Genomic DNA, 17,908 nt, shown 5'->3' on the forward strand with positions numbered 1-17,908 from the left:
GGTGTTGCGTCGCAACTTCGGCGTTCATGGGCGAAAAGATGAGTGAAATCAGCCATGCACGGAGCGGCGTGCGGCGCGTATAGCCGCTTGACGCCGCGAGGAGGAATGGCAGCAGATTGGAAAAACACCGCATGATTCTTTTCACAATTCCGGAGGCCACCGGCGCTGATGAATGAAATCCGCGGCGAAAAGGTTTCTTTTCGCAAGGAAGACATTGTTGTTCTGCATTCCCTGCCTTCGGCGCAGACGCATGATCCCTGTATCGTTCATGCGCCGCAGCGGCGCAGCATGACACATATCGTCGTGATGACGACGATCGTCATGGCTGCGATTTTCTTTCTTCTCGGCGCCGCACTGCTGACCGTGATCGAGGGCGGCTTTCTGGACGAATCGCTGAATGCGCGGGCGCAGACAGCGTTGAACGGCGCGATCGGCGAAGACTATCATGCGGAGGTCGGCAGCACCGTGTTGCGCGTGACCTCAAGCGGTGCGCTGGCGCTGAAGGCGCAGGACGTGACGCTGGTCGAGAACATTTCCAACAAGCGGCTGGTGACCACCAATTCCGTCTTTATCGAGCTCGATCCGCTGGCCCTGATCACCGGCCGCATTGCCGTGTCCCGGCTTGAGGCAGAAGGGGCGACGCTGGATTCGTCGCTGCTGCCGCAAGGCAAGCCGATCGATCTGACGGCGATCCGCGTCGCCGATGTCGCCGGTGGGCTGGAGGTCGTTTTCAAGCAGATAGACAGTATCGCGCAACTGATCGGCCGCAGCAACACCGAAACCGTGCGGCTTGCCGACCTGCAATTGTCTTTCGTCGGTCCTCGCCTGCGTGTCGTTCCCGTGATTGTGGAATCGGTGGATTTCAAAAGCGGCGCCAACGGCTCCATGCAGATCGACGGGATTTTCTCGGTGGATGGGCAATCGTCCGAACTGCATCTTCGCGCCGACAGGCAGAATGACCGGGTGATGAGCCTCAACGGTGCCGCCGACAGCCTGCCGCTGTCGGCTTTCCTTTACCGCGATGAGACCGGGACGGAGCCTGCGTTCGGGATCAGGAGCAGCGCCGATCTGAACATCACGGCGACACGTGGTGCCGAGGGTACGGTGCCGACGTTGCGCTTGAACGGCCGGTCCGCCGAAGGCGTCTTTGACGCTGGCGGCTTTTCGTCGGAACTCAAGCCCTCCGAACTCAACGTCACCTATGATTTTGCCCGCGAGAGGATCGAGATCCTGCCGTCGATGGTGCGGGTCGGCCGATCGAGCTTTCCCTTTACCGGCGCGATTGCCGACCTCGATCCGGCGGCGGCGGCCGGCAAGAAGGGGTTTTCGCTGGATCTTCTGCTGCAGTCCGCCAGTTCGTCGCCCGTCGACGTTACCGAGGCGCCGCTGATCTTCGATGCCAAGGCGCAGGGGCGCTTCCTCTCCGAGACCCATCAACTGGTGTTCGACGAGCTGACTGTGTCGAGCGGGCTCGGCACGGCGGCGGGGTCGCTGTCCATGACGTTCGGGGATACCTCGCCACAGATCAGCTTTGCCCTGCTCACCAGCAAGATCCAATCTGCGGCCGTCAAACAGCTCTGGCCGTGGTGGGTTGGAAAGACCGCGCGCCGCTGGGTGATCAACAATATCTTCGGCGGCACGGTGACGGACGGCAAGATCGAAATCTTCCTGCCGATGGGACGAATCACGCGGACGGTCGGCCCGATCGATCTGAATGCCGAGGAATTGAGCGTCCAGTTCAACATCGCCGACGCCCGGGTTAACCTTGCGGGCGATATCCCGCCGTTGCGCGACGCCGCGGGAGCCTTCAAGCTGAAAGGCGAGTATCTCGATGTCGAGATCGCGCATGGAACGGCCTATTTCCCGTCCGGACGCTCCGCTACGCTGAATGGCGGCAATTTCGTCATCCCCAATACCTACGAAAAGCCGCTGATCGCCGAGATGAAACTCGACGTCGGCGGCCAGGCCGATGCGATCGCCGAGCTTGTCAGCTACCGGCCCATCGCCGCCCTGCAGCGCACCCCCTTCAAGCCGGAGGATTTTTCAGGCGAGATGACGGCGCAGGTGGGCGCGCGCTTCGGCCTGGTGACAGCCCAGAACCCGCCTCCGCCGCAATGGCAGGCGCAGATGCTGCTGAATGGCGTGACCGTCAACAAGCCCATCTCCGGGCGTGCGATCTCCGACATCAAGGGCACGCTCAGGGTCGATCCGCAACAGGCGGTGCTGGATGCCAAGGCCGACATCGATGGCGGGATAATGGATATTTCGCTGGTAGAGCCTGTCGGGGCAAACAGCACCGTCGCGCGCAAGCGCGAGGTTTCCGGGACACTCAGGGAAGGGCAGCTTGCCAAACTGGCACCCGGCCTTGCGGGGATTATCAGCGGGCCGGTCGCGCTGGACATCCTGATCGATGAAAAGAATCGGCATACGGTTTCGGCGGATCTCGGCAATGCGTCGATTTCGCTGCCGTGGATCGGCTGGGCGAAGGGCGCGGGGATCGGCGCGAAGGCGACGTTTTCCGCCTCGACCACAGACGGTGTCACGCAAATCGATGACCTGAAACTGAGCGGCGACAGTTTTGGCGCCAGCGGCGCGCTGGTGCTCGACAAGTCGGGCCTGAGCTCAGGTGCGTTTTCTTCGGTGCAGCTCACCAAGGGCGACGACTACGCGGTCAACATCAAGCGGCAGAAAGGTGGCTTTTCGGTCAGCGCCAGCGGCCGCTCCGCCGATTTGCGGCCGGTTATCGAAAGCCAGCGCAATGCGTCGGGTGACAATAGTGGTGGAGACGGCAAGCGGGTCGTCATCGATGCAAACCTCCAGCAGGTGACCGGGTTCCACTCCGAGACGCTCTCCAATTTCAATCTGAATTACACCGCCAGAGGCAGCCAGATCGACGCGCTCGACCTGTCCGCCATCACCGACAGCGGGCAGGCCGTCGTTGCGAAGCTGACGAAGAGTGGCGCGGACAATACCCTGGAACTGACCAGCGGCGATGCCGGCTCTCTGGCGCGCTTTGCCAACATCTACAGCAACATGCGCGGCGGGTTGCTCAATCTGAAACTGCGCGATCGCGGCGGCAGTTCCTGGCGCGGCAATATCGACATCCGCAAGTTCTCGCTGGTGAACGAAGCAAGGTTGCAATCCATCGTTTCCACCCCGGCGGGCAGTGACGGCCGAAGCCTGAACCAGGCGGTGAAGAAGGAGATCGACGTCAGTTCGGCCCGCTTCGAGCGCGGTTATGCCAATGTCATGCTCGACAACGGATCGGTTGCGGTCGAGGGCGGGGTCGTGCGCGGCACGGATATCGGTGCGACCTTCCAGGGGACCGTGCGCGACAAGAACGGCAATATGGACATGACCGGCACATTCATGCCGGCCTATGGGCTCAACCGGCTGTTCGGCGAATTGCCGCTGATCGGCGTGCTTCTCGGCAATGGCCGGGATCGGGGATTGCTCGGGATCACCTTCAAGCTGGTGGGACCGTTTGCGAAGCCAAACCTGACGATCAACCCGCTGTCGATCATCGCACCCGGCGTTTTCCGTAGCATCTTCGAATTCCAATAAAAAACCGGCGGGAACGCCGCCGGTTTCAACTCTTGCTCAAGAGGCTGGACGATCAGGCCGGCCGCACGAGAATGTGCTTCTTTTTGCCGAGCGACAGCTTGACGACGCCATCCGCGGTGACATCGCCGGTGCCGATCAACTGCCGGTCGTCGCTAACCACCGTGTCATTGATGCGGACCGCACCATCCTTCAGGAACTGCCGCACCTTGCCGTTGGATTCCGCCAGGCCGGCACGGACGAACAGCGCGAGAATACCGATACCGGCCTCAAGCTCTGCCGCCGGTACGTCGATGGAGGGGAGGTTTTCGGCAATTGCGCCTTCCTCGAAGGTCTTGCGTGCCGTTTCCGCCGCCTCTTGCGCAGCGGCGCGGCCGTGCAGCATAGCGGTGATCTCGGTTGCCAGGATCTTCTTGACCTCGTTGATCTCAGCGCCGCCAAGCTGCGACAGGCGTGCGATCTCGTCCATCGGCAGGGTGGTGTAGAGCTTCAGGAAGCGCAAAACGTCCGCATCCTCGGTGTTGCGCCAGTACTGCCAGAAATCATAGGCCGACATCATGTCCGGGTTGAGCCAGATGGCGCCGTTGACGGACTTGCCCATCTTTGCGCCCGACGACGTGGTCAATAGCGGCGAGGTCAGTGCATAGAGCTGCGGTGTGCCCATGCGGTGACCGAGGTCGATGCCGTTGATGATATTGCCCCACTGGTCCGATCCGCCCATCTGCAGCCGGCAGCCGGTCCGCTTGTAAAGCTCGACGAAATCGTAGGCCTGGAGGATCATGTAGTTGAACTCAAGGAACGACAGCGACTGTTCACGGTCCAGGCGCGTCTTGACGCTGTCGAAGGCCAGCATCCGGTTGACCGAGAAATGGCGGCCGACGTCGCGCAGGAATTCGAGATAATTGATGCCGAGCAGCCAGTCGGCATTGTTGATCATCAGCGCGTCCTTCGGTCCATCTCCATAGGTCAGGTAGTTGGAGAAGACCGACTTGATGCTGGCAATGTTAGAGGCGATCGTGGCCGGCGTCATCAATTGCCGTGCCTCGTCCTTGAAGGACGGATCGCCGACCATGCCGGTGCCGCCGCCCATCAGCGAGATCGGCCGGTGACCGGTCGCCTGCATCCAGTGTAGCATCATGATCTGGATCAGGCCGCCGGCATGCAGGCTGGGCGCCGTCGGGTCGAATCCGATATAGGCCGTCACGGTTTCCTTGCTGAACAGTGCATCCAGTCCGGCATTGTCGGACGTCTGGTGGATGAAGCCACGTTCCTGGAGGGTGTGAAGGAAATCGGACTTGAACTCGGACATGACCTGTCTCTTTCGGTGGGCTGTTTCGATCGGAATGAGTGCTTGCTGGATATTTGCGCGGCGTTTAGCACTGTTTCTTGAAAAGTGCACCTGTTTGCGTCGGGAATGTTTGCTGGGGAGTTGAGTTCGGCATGGCGGAAATGAAGACGGCGATCGGGCTGATGAGCGGCACGAGCATGGACGGCATCGATATCGCGCTGGTTCGAACCGATGGACGTGACGTCGTCGAGCGCGGCCCGGCGCAGGGGATTGCCTATGACGCAAAGTTCCGCGATCGCCTCAAGCAGGCGCTGGAGGACGCAAAGGCGATCACGCGGCGAGACGAACGGCCGGGCAGCCTGGCGGCTGTCGAGAACGAGCTGACGTTGCGTCATGCCGAGGCCGTGCAGGGTTTCCTCATTAAAAACAATCTGCAGGCGGCGGATATTGATGTAATCGGTTTCCACGGCCAGACGGTCCTGCACCGTCCGGACGCGGCCTTGACCGTGCAACTCGGTGATGGTGCCCTGCTGGCGCGTGAAACCGGCATCACCGTCGTCCACGATATGCGCGCCAACGACATGGTGCATGGCGGGCAGGGCGCACCGCTGATCCCGGCCTATCATGCGGCCCTTGCTGCCGGCTTGCCGGAGAATCTGCGTTCTCGGCGGCCGGTGGTGTTCGTCAATATCGGCGGCATCTCCAATCTCACGTTTGTCGGCACGGATGGGCAGGTTGCCGCGTTCGACAGCGGGCCGGGCAATACGCTGATCGATCAATGGGTCGAGGCGCATGCGGGCATTCCCTACGACCAGGGCGGCATGATCGCCAGCGAAGGACGTGTCCTTGCCGGTCTGGCGGAGCGCTATCTGGCGAACCCGTTCTTTACCGGAACCAGGCGCCGCTCCCTCGACCGCAACGATTTTTCGCCGCCGGCCGGTGCCGACGCAAGCCTCGAAGACGGCGCGCGGACGCTTGCTTACGTAACGGCAGCCGCCATCCTCAAATCGTCGCAGCATCTGTCCATGCGTCCGGGTACCTATATCATCTGCGGCGGCGGGCGGCTGAACCGGATCATCATGCGCGATCTGGCCGAGCTTGCCTTGGCGGAGCAGGCATCGGTCATCGCGGCTGAAGAGGCCGGGCTGGACGGCGACGCCATGGAAGCGGAAGCATGGGCCTATCTCGCCGTTCGTTCCCTCGAAGGACTGCCCCTGACATTTCCCGGCACGACGGGCGTGACGAAACCGGTCACCGGCGGTGTCCTCAACATGCCCGGCGAGACTGCGCGTCCGAACGCCGATTAACGGTTCTTTTGCGCGAAACGGGTAGCATTCCGGTCAGGCCGCGATGTCTTATCCATCCGCGATGGGGCGAGTACGGCATGACGGGAGCGGGGCGTGCAGAATGCGTGCGCCCGGAACGGACATCGAGATGAACGGCGCGCTTTTCCTTCTGACGGTCAATTTCCTGATAGCGCAGCTTTTCTGTGCGTTTTTTCTCGTCATCTCCAGGCGCAGCCGTATTCCGTCTGCCGGACGCTGGTTTGCCGCTGCTTTCGCCGTCGCCTCGCTTTCGGCGATATGCGAGGTCGTCATCCGTTATGCCGATTTTGACCGGCTCGCGAGTTTCGGGGCGTTCAGCGCCGTGCTCTCCGCAATTTTGATGATTCGCGTCGGCATCGGGCGTCTCTATGGCGTTCCGTCGAACCTTTGGGCGATGGCGGGGATTCTCGGCATTTCGCTGCCTCTCAATCTGATGATCTATGACCTGCCACGCGGCACGTTCTCCCATTCGCTCGGCTACCAGTTGCCGTTCGCGATCGCGGAGCTGATCTGTGCCGGCGCGGTCTACCGGTCCGGCCGCCGCGAGACGGCGGACCGGATCCTGATCGGATTGCTGCTGCTCACGGCTGCGAATTTTGCCAGCAAGATCTATTTCTCCGTCGAATTCAGCGGCGGCGCAACGGCGCAGGCCTATCTTGCCAGCACCTATGCGCTGGTTTCGCAAAGCCTGAGCGCCGTGCTGGTCGTCTCGACAGGACTGACACTGCTGGCCGTCATCGTCGTCGAGATCATGGACGATGCCAGGGCGAATTCGGAAATCGATCCGCTGTCGGGGCTTTTCAACCGGCGTGGCTTCAACGGGCACGTGAGCCGGATCCTGTCGCGCCCCGTTCCGGCCTATCCGCATTGCATCATTCTCTGCGACCTCGACCACTTCAAGGCCGTGAACGACACCTATGGGCATACCGCCGGCGACCAGGTCATCGTATCGCTCGGCCGGATGCTGAAGGAGCACGCGCCGCCGGAGGCGATCTGCGCGCGTTTCGGCGGCGAGGAGTTCGCGATCTTCCTGCCGTCGACCGGCGAGACGACCGGCTATCTTTTCGCACAAGGCCTGCGCAACAGCTTTTCGGCGCTGGCGTTTCCGGGCTTGCCGGATACGGTCCGGCTGACGGCGAGCTTTGGCGTCTGTGCGCTTGCGGCGGGGGAGGATTCGATTGCCGATGCCATCAACGGGGCGGACGCAGCTCTTTACGATGCCAAGAACAGTGGCCGTAACCGCGTCAACCGGATGCGCCGTGCAACGGCAACAGGCCCGGAAGAATGGCAGGCACAGGCCTGATACAATCGATGCGCAATAGAAAAAGGCCGGAATGACCGGCCTTTTCGCATGGATATCAACGGATATTAGCGGATGCGCTTTGCCGCCGGTTCCGGCGTCAATTCACCGTTCAGCCGCCGGTCGAGATAATCCTCGCATTCGGCCATCAGCGTGTCGACCTGGCCGTTGAAGAAGTGATTGGCACCCGGCACGGTCTTGTGGGTGATCAGGATACCCTTCTGGGCCTTCAGCTTGTCGACCAGCGTGTTGACATCCTTTTCCGGCGCTACCTTGTCGAGATCGCCGTTGATGATCAGGCCGGACGAAGGGCAGGGCGCCAGGAACGAGAAATCGTAGGTGTTGGGCTGCGGCGCGATCGACATGAAGCCTTCGATCTCCGGGCGGCGCATCAGAAGCTGCATGCCGATCCACGAGCCGAACGAATAGCCGGCAACCCAGCAGCTCTTGGAATCCGGATGCATGCTCTGCACCCAGTCCAGCGCCGAGGCAGCGTCGGACAGCTCGCCGGCGCCGTGGTCGAATTCGCCCTGGCTGCGGCCGATCGAGCGGAAATTGAAGCGGAGCGTGGTAAAGCCGCGCTTCTGGAACATGTAGAACAGCTGGTAGACGATCTGGTTGTTCATCGTGCCGCCGAATTGCGGATGCGGATGCAGGACGATGGCAATCGGGGCATTCTTCTGCTTGGACGGCTGGTAACGGCCTTCGAGGCGACCGGCGGGTCCGTTGAAGATAATTTCGGGCATTGGCTCTCCGGGCATGTTTATGGCATTAAAAAACGTTTCCGAAGCTAAGCAGTCTTGACGAAAGCACTCAGCTTTTTTAGAACGCAGTTTAGAACCATTCAAAACTTTGACACGGGCTTTCCGTGGCGAGTGTCGTCTCTTACGGCAAGCGAAGCGAAAATTTCAAGGAAAATGCACCGGCCGCTGCCTTTAACATGGCAACCGGGCATTCTTTGGCAAGGGACCATGAAAGAAGAGCGCATCTATATGGATTGGAACGCCACTGCGCCGCTGCTGCCGGCAGCGCGTGCGGCATGCCTGTCCGCGCTTGATCTTGCCGGTAACCCGTCGTCGGTTCACGGCGAAGGCCGCAAAATCCGCACACTGATCGAAAATGCCAGGCGGGATGTCGCGGCCCTTTGCGGCGCCCAGCCGGCCAGTGTGATTTTCACCAGCGGGGCGACCGAGGCAGCCAATTGGGTGCTGACACCGGATTTCCGCATGGGCAAGACGCCGCTGACGATCGGCCGCCTTTATATCTCGGCGATCGAGCATCCCGCCATTCGCGAGGGTGGCCGTTTCGGCAAGGACGACATCAGCGAAATTGCCGTGACATCCGCCGGCACCATCGACCTTGCGGCCCTCGAAGCGGCACTGGCGGCGCATGACCGTCAATCCGGCCTGCCGATGGTCGCCGTCATGCTTGCCAATAACGAAACGGGCATCGTCCAGCCGATTGCCGACGTCTCGCGTCTCGTCAAGGCAGTGGGCGGTCTTCTCGTCGTTGATGCCGTGCAGGCTGCCGGGCGTTTGCCGTTGTCGATCGAAGATCTCGGGGCGGATTTCCTGATCGTCTCGTCACACAAGATCGGCGGCCCCAAGGGTGGCGGCGCGCTGGTTGCGCGTGGCGAAATTCTGATGCCGGCGGCGCTGATCCGTGGCGGCGGCCAAGAGAAGGGCCATCGTTCGGGCACGGAAAACCCCGCCGCGATCGCCGGATTTGGCGCGGCGGCGCAGGCTGCCGTTGACGGTCTCGAGCAGCGGATCGCCGCCGTGTCGGCGATGCGTGACCGGCTGGAGGCGGCGATGATCGCAGCGGCACCGGACGTCATCATCCATGGCCGCGACATCGAGCGCATCGGCAATACATGTTTCTTCACGCTGCCGGGCCTCAAATCCGAGACCGGACAGATCGCCTTCGATCTCGAAGGGGTGGCCCTTTCGGCGGGTTCTGCCTGCTCGTCCGGCAAGGTCGGCCAGAGCTATGTGCTGTCGGCGATGGGGCATGATCCCCGGCACGGTGCCTTGCGTATTTCGATCGGACCGTCGACGACATCGGCCGAGATCGATCGATGCGCAGATGTCTTTGCAAGGATCGCGGCGCGGCGCAGGCTTTCAGGTGCGGCCGCCTGACGGTGAATAAAATGGCGGAAATTGAATTTTCCACTTGGCAAACGGGGTGAAAATGCCCCTAAAGCCCACTACATAGGCGATACAACGAACATTGTATCGTACTGACAAGCTGCCGGACCTTGGATCCGGCGAGATTGGAGAACGACATGGCTGCTGTGCAGGAAACAATCGATCAGGTCGCCCTGATCGATGTGGACCAGTACAAATACGGATTTGAGACCATGATCGAAATGGACAAGGCCCCCAAGGGCCTGTCCGAAGAGATCATCCGCTTCATTTCGGCAAAGAAGAACGAACCGGACTGGATGCTCGAATGGCGTCTGGAAGCGTATCGGCGCTGGCTGACGCTGGAAGAGCCGAACTGGGCGCGGGTCAGCTATCCGAAGATCGATTTCAACGAAATCTCCTTCTATGCGGCTCCGAAGAGCACGCCGGGCCCGACGTCGATCGATGATGTCGATCCGGAGCTTCTGAAGGTCTACGAAAAGCTCGGCATTCCCTTGCGCGAGCAGGAAATCCTGGCCGGCGTGAAGACGTCGCGGATTGCCGTCGATGCCGTGTTCGATTCCGTTTCGGTCGTGACGACCTTCAAGGAAGAGCTGAAGAAGGCCGGCGTTATCTTCATGTCGATCTCGGAAGCCATCCGCGAGCATCCCGATCTCGTGAAGAAATACCTCGGGACCGTCGTTCCGACGACCGACAACTATTATGCGACGCTGAACTCGGCCGTATTCACCGACGGCTCGTTCGTGTTCGTGCCGAAGGGCGTTCGCTGCCCGATGGAACTGTCGACCTATTTCCGGATCAACGAAAAGGGCACCGGCCAGTTCGAGCGCACGCTGATCATTGCCGAAGACAATGCCTATGTCTCCTACCTCGAAGGCTGCACGGCGCCGCAGCGCGACGAAAACCAGCTGCATGCGGCGGTGGTCGAACTGGTGGCTCTTGACGATGCCGAGATCAAGTATTCGACCGTCCAGAACTGGTATCCGGGCGACAAGAACGGCAAGGGCGGCATCTACAACTTCGTCACCAAGCGCGGCGATTGCCGTGGCAAGAACTCGAAGATTTCGTGGACGCAGGTCGAAACCGGCTCGGCGATCACCTGGAAATACCCGTCCTGCATTCTGCGCGGCGATGGTTCGCGCGGCGAATTCTATTCGATCGCCGTCTCCAACGGTCACCAGCAGATCGACAGCGGCACCAAGATGATCCATCTCGGCAAGAACACGTCGAGCCGCATTGTCTCCAAGGGGATCGCGGCCGGCGTTTCGCAGAACACCTATCGCGGTCAGGTCTCGACCCACCGCAAGGCGGAGAACGCCCGCAACTTTACCCAGTGCGACAGCCTGCTGATCGGCGACAAGTGCGGTGCGCATACCGTGCCCTATATCGAGGCGCGCAACTCCTCGGCGCAGTTCGAGCATGAGGCGACGACGTCGAAGATTTCCGAGGACCAGCTGTTCTACTGCCTGCAGCGTGGCATTCCGACGGAAGCGGCGATCGCGCTGATCGTCAACGGCTTCGTCAAGGAAGTCATCCAGGAACTGCCGATGGAATTCGCGGTCGAAGCGCAGAAGCTGATCGGGATTTCGCTGGAAGGCTCTGTGGGCTAACGATGTCAGATGCGACGATTGTTCTGTTTCGACCTGTGGGGTTGGAGGAACTTGAGCTGATAGAAACTGCTGGTTGGAAAGCTTTCCCGCCACGTTTGCCGGATCAGCCGATTTTCTATCCGGTCACGAATGAAGGTTATGCGGCGCAGATTGCTCGGGACTGGAATACAAAAACAGGATCCCGGCATGGCTATGTGACGCGGTTCGAAGTGAATGCCGAATATGCCGCCAAATTCGATCGAAAGATTGTTGGCGGTCGCGAACATGAAGAGCTTTGGGTACCGGCGGAGGAACTGGAAGAGTTTAATCGCAATATCGTTGGATCGATTGCGGTAACTCAGCAGTTCCTGCCTTCGGATTGAAAACACAGCAGGCCGAGAGGCCACGTTTGAAAGGCTCGCCCGCATATTCGAGCCGATACGCTAGGAAGATTTACATGCTTGAAATCAGAAACCTCCATGCCCGCATCGCCGAAGACGGCACCGAGATCATTCGTGGTCTGAACCTGACTGTGAAAGCCGGCGAAGTGGCGGCCATCATGGGCCCGAACGGCTCCGGCAAGTCGACGCTGTCCTACATCCTCTCGGGCCGCAGCGATTACGAAGTGACCGAAGGCGATATCCTTTACAACGGCGAGAGCATTCTCGAACTCGACCCGTCCGAGCGCGCCGCCAAGGGGATCTTCCTTGCGTTCCAGTATCCGGTCGAAATCCCGGGTGTCGCCACCATGCAGTTCCTCAAGGTGGCGCTCAACGAGCAGCGCAAGTATCGCGGCGAAGACGAGCTTTCGACGCCGGATTTCATCCGCCGCGTCAAGGAAGCTGCCGCCAAGCTGCAGATCAACCCGGATATGCTCAAGCGCCCCCTCAATGTCGGTTTTTCCGGCGGCGAGAAGAAGCGCGCCGAAATCCTGCAGATGGCGCTGCTGGAGCCGAAGCTTTGCGTGCTGGACGAAACCGACAGCGGTCTCGATATCGACGCGCTGAAGATCGTTTCGGACGGCGTCAACGCATTGCGTTCGCCTGATCGTGCGGTGATCGTCATCACCCACTATCAGCGCCTGCTCGAATATATCGTGCCGGATAGCGTCCATGTTCTTTACAAGGGACAGATCATCAAGTCCGGCGACAAGTCGCTGGCGCTTGACCTCGAAGCCAATGGGTATGCCGACATCATCGATGCGGCGGCCTGAGGAGTGCCAGGGATGAACATGCAAACGGCAATCACGATGACGGCCGCCGAGACGGCCCTTGTCGATGCCTATACCGCCGAGATCGGCGATCTGCCCGGCGAAGGCGCCGTGCTGTCGGCCCGCGACACTTTGCTGGCCGACCTGAAGAAGCAGGGCCTGCCGACACGGCGGGTCGAATCCTGGCACTATACCGACCTGCGTGCGCTGTTGCGTGCTGTTCCGGCGTTTGACCCGACAGCGTTTGCCGAAAAGGTCGATCCGCTGGTCGCCGGCTCGTCCGTGCTGACGGTCCTCAACGGCAAGGCCGACGCCAAGGGCGCACCGGCCGGCATCAATGTGCGGACCTACCGCGAAAGCCTGATCGACGGCGTTGCCGCCGCAGATCTCGTCGAACGCGACCAGGAAGATGCCATCGGCCGCATCAACGGCAGCTTCGTGCGCGACGGCTTCGAAATCGAGGTGCCGGAAGGCACCGAACTCGAACGACCGCTCGAACTTCAGCTGGTGCAGAGCGCCGGTCAGAGCCATTCGCGCTTCCCGGTCACCTTCGGCGCCAATTCGAAGGCAACGGTCATCGAGCGCCATCTCTCGGTCAGCGATGGCGCCAGCCTCGTGACTGTGGTCAGCGATCTCATTCTCGATGACGAGGCCGAGATCACCTGGATCATCCTGCAGCAGCAGGGGGCCAGCGACAGCCATCTCGCCCAGGTCAATTTCGATCTCGGCACCAATGCCAAGCTCAGGCTGTTCGTCATCAATGCCGGCGGCAAGCTGGTGCGTCAGGAAGTCCACGGCGTCACCACCGGCGAAGGCGCCGACTTCAAACTGCGCGGCATCAATCTGCTTGGCGGCGAAACGCACACCGACGTGACCTTCACACTCGGTCACGACGTACCGAACACGACATCGACGGAAGTCATCCGTAACGTGCTGTTCGACCGCGCCAAGGGCGTGTTCCAGGGCCAGATCCGGGTTGCTCCCGACGCGCAGAAGACCGACGCGAAGATGGCGTGCAACACGCTGCTGCTCTCCGACGACGCCGATTTTTCGGCGAAGCCCGAGCTGGAAATCTTTGCCGACGACGTTCAGTGCGGCCACGGCGCCACCGTCATCGATATCAACCCGACGCATCTCTACTACCTGCGTGCCCGCGGCATTCCGGAAAACAAGGCGCGGGCCATGCTGGTCAACGCCTTTGTCGACGAGATCGTCGAGGAGCTGGAAGACGAGACGGTGACCGAGCCGCTGGAAGCGATCATCGCAACGTGGCTCGAGAAGCACGCCTGATTGGATAATGGACATGGAACACACGGTGCCGGTGCCCGCCTATGACGTCGAAGCGATCCGCAGGGATTTTCCGATCCTGTCGCGGACCGTCTACGGCAAGCCGCTCGTCTATCTCGATAACGGCGCCTCGGCGCAGAAGCCGCAGGTGGTCATCGACGCCGTCAGCCATGCCTATTCCAACGAATATGCCAACGTTCATCGCGGCCTGCATTTCCTGTCGAATGCCGCGACGGATGCCTATGAGGCCGCACGCGAAAAGGTGCGCCGCTTTCTGAACGCCCCCTCGGTCGACAATATCGTCTTCACCAAATCCTCAACCGAGGCGATCAACACGGTGGCCTACGGCTACGGCATGCCGAAGATCGGCGCGGATGACGAAATCGTCATCTCGATCATGGAGCACCATTCCAATATCGTGCCGTGGCATTTCATCCGCGAGCGCCAGGGTGCCAAGCTGGTCTGGGCGCCGGTCGACGATCAGGGCGTGTTCCATATCGACGATTTCGTCAAATGCCTGACGGACAAGACCAGGCTGATCGCCATTACCCATATGTCGAATGCGCTGGGCACCGTCGTTCCCGTCAAGGAAATCTGCCGCATCGCCCGCGAGCGTGGCATTCCGGTGCTGATCGACGGCAGCCAGGCTGCCGTTCACATGCCGGTCGATGTTCAGGACATCGATTGCGACTGGTACGTCATGACCGGCCACAAGCTCTACGGCCCGTCCGGCATCGGAGTGCTCTACGGCAAGACGGACCGCCTCAAGGAAATGCGCCCCTTCATGGGCGGCGGCGAGATGATCGTCGAGGTGACGCAGGATGGCGTCACCTACAATGATCCGCCGCACCGTTTCGAAGCCGGAACGCCGCCGATCGTCCAGGCGATCGGCCTTGGTTATGCGCTGGACTACATGGACAATGTCGGCCGCGCGGCGATCGCCGCCCATGAAGCGGATCTGGCCGCCTATGCGCACGAGCGTCTGTCGTCGATCAACTCGCTGCGCATCATCGGGACGGCGCCCGGCAAAGGTGGTATCTTCTCCTTCGAACTGGAAGGAATCCACGCGCATGACGTCTCGATGGTGATCGATCGGGCCGGGGTGGCGGTCAGGGCCGGCACACATTGCGCCCAGCCGCTCTTGAAACGCTTCGGCGTGACCTCCACATGCCGTGCATCCTTCGGGCTCTACAATACGCGGGCCGAGGTGGATGTGCTTGCCGACGCGCTCGACCAAGCCCGCAAATTCTTTGCGTAAGGATAGTCTGATGAGCCTTGATACGACTGAAGACAAGATCGACGTCCGCGAAGGGATCGTTCATTCCGCCATTCCGGCGGACGAACTCGCCCGGCTTAGCGATGACGTCATTTCGGCACTGAAGACCGTCTACGACCCGGAAATCCCGGCCGATATTTTCGAACTCGGGCTGATCTACAAGATCGATATCGAAGACGATCGCATGGTCAAGATCGCCATGACGCTGACCGCGCCCGGCTGCCCGGTGGCCGGCGAAATGCCGGGCTGGGTGGAAAACGCCGTGGGTGCCGTCGAAGGTGTCTCCGGCGTCGAGGTGTCGATGACCTTCGATCCGCCGTGGACACCCGACCGCATGTCGGAAGAGGCGCAGGTTGCCGTCGGCTGGTACTGATCGCGTATTGATCCCTTAACCGCCACGCATTACATTCTGGACTCGGAAAGCGTCAGGCCTTGAACCTGGTCGCATAAGGAGAATGGCCGATGGGCTTTGCAGTCATGAGTTTGAGCGATGCGGCGGCAGGCCGCGTCAAGGCGATCGTCGAGAATGCCGGTGGCGAGGCCGAAGGCATTCGTGTCGGGATCAAGAAGGGCGGATGCGCTGGCATGGAATATGCCATCGATCTGGTGAGCACAGCCAACCCGAAAGACGATCTGGTCGAGCATCAGGGCGCCAAGGTCTGGGTCGCTCCCGAAGCTGTTCTCTACCTGCTTGGAACCCGGATGGATTTCGAGGTCACGACCCTGCGCTCGGGCTTTACCTTCAACAACCCGAACCAGACATCGGCCTGCGGCTGCGGCGAATCCGTCGAATTGAAGCCCGCGGACCTTGCAGCTCTGGCAGCGAAGGGCGATGCGGTCGTGCGAGCCGGCTAACGGTTCCGCCGCCATGGCGCGGTCACATCTTGCGCATTCGGAAAGAGATTGGTTTGCGCCAGTCTCTTTTTCTGTTTTTATGCCGTGCTGACAAAAGGCGGCTGGGGCATGGATCGGGTATCGCGATGCCGATTGCGCAGAAACATTTCGTCCAGGCTCTTTACGACAGCTTTCCCGATCCTGTGGTCATCGTCGATTCCGGGCGGATCATTATTGGAGCCAATTCTGCGACCTCCAGGCAGTTCGGTTACACACCAGCCGAGATCGGCGGTCTGCCGGCGCGGATACTCTATGCCTCGGACGCGGACTATGAAGCATGCCTCAGCCGGGATCTGGGCAAGTCCGCCGGCGATGCCGTTTCCGAGGGCGTCTATCAGTATAGCCGCAAGGACGGCTCGATATTTTCCGCCCGCCTTCGCCTGACCGAGGTGATCGGGGACGACGGCGCGGTGCAGGGCTTTATCGGCGTCGTGCACGATATCTCCGATATTCTCGCGCTCGACAGGGAGCGAAAGAAAACGGCCGACATGCTCAATGCAGCCCTGCAGGCGATCCCCGAAGGGTTTGCCATTTTTGACGGGCACGAAAAAATCATCGCTTTCAATGAAGCCTATCGCCGGATGCTCGGTACGGCCGGTCACGGTCTTCAGGCCGGCATGACCGCGCAGGAAATCCTCGTGGCAGTGCACGAATCCGGCAGCGATCCTTTTGTGACGGCGGGCTCGCCGGATGCTGCGGCATGGATCGAAAGCCGGCTCGAGGACTTTCGCCATCCGGGCGGTAGGGCGCAGGTTTTTCCTTCCGCCGATGGGCGGTGGCTGCAGGTCGAGAGCCTGAAAGCTGTGGACGGCAATACCGTCATGCTGCTGATCGACGTGACCGAACTGAAGGAAGCAGAGCTGGCGCTGGACCGGCAGCGGCTGGAATATTACACGCTGGTCCAGAACATCCCTGACTTCATCACCCGTATTTCCGGGGATTTGAAATATACCTTCGTCAACGAGCGGTTCGCCCAGTTCATCGGCTTGCCGGACGAGGCCCTGATCGGTCGGCTATGCCTGGATTTCGTTCCCGAAAACGATCGAGCGCGGCTCGCGCAGATTCTCGGCAGTCTTTCTCCAGAGACCCCGATGGTCACCCGTGAACAGCGCCGGTATTTGGCCGATGGCAGCGACTTCTGGATCTTCTGGTCGAACATGGCCATCTACGACGGACACAAACTGATCGAATATATCACCGTCGGACGCGACATCACGGAATTGAAGCGGCAACAGGCCCGGATCGCCCAGCAGAGCGCCGAACTCCGGCGCAAGAACGAGGCCCTCAATCAGTTCACCGGAACCGTTTCGCATGACCTGAAGGCGCCGCTGCGCCACATGTCGATGTTTTCCGAAATGATCAGCGAGGATGTCGCCAACGGAAATCTCGCAGACGTTCCGCTCTACGCCGGGCATCTGCGTCAGAGCGCCGGGCGGATGGACCGGTTGATCGACAGTCTTCTCGACTATGCCCAGATCGCCGACCAGATCGGCAACTGGCAGACCGTATCGCTGTCCGACGTGATTTCCGATGCGATCCTCAATCTCGACAGCTTCATCCGCGAAGCCGAAGCCAGCATCGAATTTTCGCCTTTGCCGCAGGTGAAGGGCGATCCCGAATTGCTCAAGCGCCTTTGTCAGAACCTGATCGGCAATGCCATCAAATACCGCAGGGAGGACGTCAGCCCTCTTATCAGGATTTATGCCGAACAGGACGAGGACGCGATCCGGGTCTATTTTCAGGACAACGGCATCGGTATCGATCCGCGGTTTTCAAAGAAGATTTTCGATGTCTTCCAGCGCCTGCACAGGGATGAAGCCGTCTATCAGGGGACCGGCATCGGCCTGGCGCTGGCAAAACGGATTGCCGAGAGCCACAACGGTGCCATCGAGCTCGACACGACATTCACGCACGGTGCGCGGTTCGTCCTGACCCTTCCGGACATGCGGCAATCCGGTGGCATGTAGGACACGCTTGGGAAACCGGGTGACGACCGGATTGCCGCCAATAATGATCTGGGTGGCGCGCATTTCG

At 60.7% G+C, this 17,908-nt stretch carries 14 protein-coding genes; 12 read left to right on the top strand and 2 right to left on the bottom strand.

Going from position 1 to position 17,908, the window contains the following annotated elements; all coding sequences use genetic code 11:
* Nucleotides 1-168: 168 nt before the first annotated feature.
* A complete protein-coding gene (locus ADU59_RS27230) occupies nucleotides 169-3,564 on the top strand; it encodes a YhdP family protein (RefSeq protein WP_068958568.1) in 3,396 nt (1,131 codons plus the stop codon).
* Nucleotides 3,565-3,616: 52 nt separating this feature from the next.
* Here the strand turns inward: ADU59_RS27230 and tyrS are convergent, their stop codons facing one another.
* Nucleotides 3,617-4,870: a tyrosine--tRNA ligase gene (gene tyrS, locus ADU59_RS27235; RefSeq protein ID WP_068958570.1), complete on the bottom strand. Its 1,254-nt coding sequence runs from the start codon at nucleotides 4,868-4,870 to the stop codon at nucleotides 3,617-3,619.
* A gap of 131 nt (nucleotides 4,871-5,001) precedes the next feature.
* On the opposite strand from tyrS, the gene ADU59_RS27240 reads away from it, so the two are divergent.
* Nucleotides 5,002-6,156, top strand: coding sequence for an anhydro-N-acetylmuramic acid kinase (locus ADU59_RS27240; protein ID WP_068958572.1), 1,155 nt, complete (start codon nucleotides 5,002-5,004; stop codon nucleotides 6,154-6,156).
* A 100-nt stretch (nucleotides 6,157-6,256) separates the two neighbouring features.
* Nucleotides 6,257-7,477 (top strand): GGDEF domain-containing protein, encoded by a 1,221-nt coding sequence (locus ADU59_RS27245; RefSeq protein ID WP_244506524.1) that lies wholly within the window; start codon nucleotides 6,257-6,259, stop codon nucleotides 7,475-7,477.
* Between the two features lie 65 nt (nucleotides 7,478-7,542).
* Here the strand turns inward: ADU59_RS27245 and ADU59_RS27250 are convergent, their stop codons facing one another.
* Entirely contained in the window at nucleotides 7,543-8,220 is a 678-nt protein-coding gene (locus tag ADU59_RS27250; protein WP_037159929.1) for an alpha/beta hydrolase, read from the bottom strand.
* Nucleotides 8,221-8,445: 225 nt separating this feature from the next.
* Between ADU59_RS27250 and ADU59_RS27255 the strand changes: the two genes are divergently transcribed.
* The 9 genes from ADU59_RS27255 (at nucleotide 8,446) to ADU59_RS27295 (ending at nucleotide 17,841) form a co-directional block, all read left to right on the top strand.
* Nucleotides 8,446-9,612, top strand: a complete 1,167-nt coding sequence (locus ADU59_RS27255; protein WP_068958574.1) for a cysteine desulfurase family protein — start codon at nucleotides 8,446-8,448, stop codon at nucleotides 9,610-9,612.
* A 146-nt stretch (nucleotides 9,613-9,758) separates the two neighbouring features.
* Nucleotides 9,759-11,228, top strand: coding sequence for a Fe-S cluster assembly protein SufB (gene sufB / locus ADU59_RS27260; protein ID WP_068958576.1), 1,470 nt, complete (start codon nucleotides 9,759-9,761; stop codon nucleotides 11,226-11,228).
* Between the two features lie 2 nt (nucleotides 11,229-11,230).
* Nucleotides 11,231-11,590, top strand: coding sequence for an ADP-ribosylation/crystallin J1 (locus ADU59_RS27265; protein WP_068958578.1), 360 nt, complete (start codon nucleotides 11,231-11,233; stop codon nucleotides 11,588-11,590).
* Nucleotides 11,591-11,664: 74 nt separating this feature from the next.
* Entirely contained in the window at nucleotides 11,665-12,420 is a 756-nt protein-coding gene (sufC, locus tag ADU59_RS27270; protein ID WP_060640908.1) for a Fe-S cluster assembly ATPase SufC, read from the top strand.
* Nucleotides 12,421-12,432: 12 nt separating this feature from the next.
* Complete coding sequence (gene sufD / locus ADU59_RS27275; RefSeq protein ID WP_068958580.1) at nucleotides 12,433-13,707, top strand: Fe-S cluster assembly protein SufD; 1,275 nt, start codon at nucleotides 12,433-12,435, stop codon at nucleotides 13,705-13,707.
* A 13-nt stretch (nucleotides 13,708-13,720) separates the two neighbouring features.
* Entirely contained in the window at nucleotides 13,721-14,962 is a 1,242-nt protein-coding gene (locus ADU59_RS27280) for a cysteine desulfurase (RefSeq protein WP_068958582.1), read from the top strand.
* 10 nt (nucleotides 14,963-14,972) lie between these two features.
* Complete coding sequence (locus ADU59_RS27285; protein WP_037095546.1) at nucleotides 14,973-15,353, top strand: SUF system Fe-S cluster assembly protein; 381 nt, start codon at nucleotides 14,973-14,975, stop codon at nucleotides 15,351-15,353.
* Nucleotides 15,354-15,442: 89 nt separating this feature from the next.
* A complete protein-coding gene (gene sufA, locus ADU59_RS27290; protein WP_068958584.1) occupies nucleotides 15,443-15,835 on the top strand; it encodes a Fe-S cluster assembly scaffold SufA in 393 nt (130 codons plus the stop codon).
* Between the two features lie 125 nt (nucleotides 15,836-15,960).
* A complete protein-coding gene (locus tag ADU59_RS27295; RefSeq protein ID WP_068958586.1) occupies nucleotides 15,961-17,841 on the top strand; it encodes a PAS domain S-box protein in 1,881 nt (626 codons plus the stop codon).
* The last annotated feature ends 67 nt before the right edge of the window (nucleotides 17,842-17,908 follow it).

It is taken from the genome of Pararhizobium polonicum (assembly GCF_001687365.1).
GTDB lineage: Bacteria > Pseudomonadota > Alphaproteobacteria > Rhizobiales > Rhizobiaceae > Pararhizobium > Pararhizobium polonicum.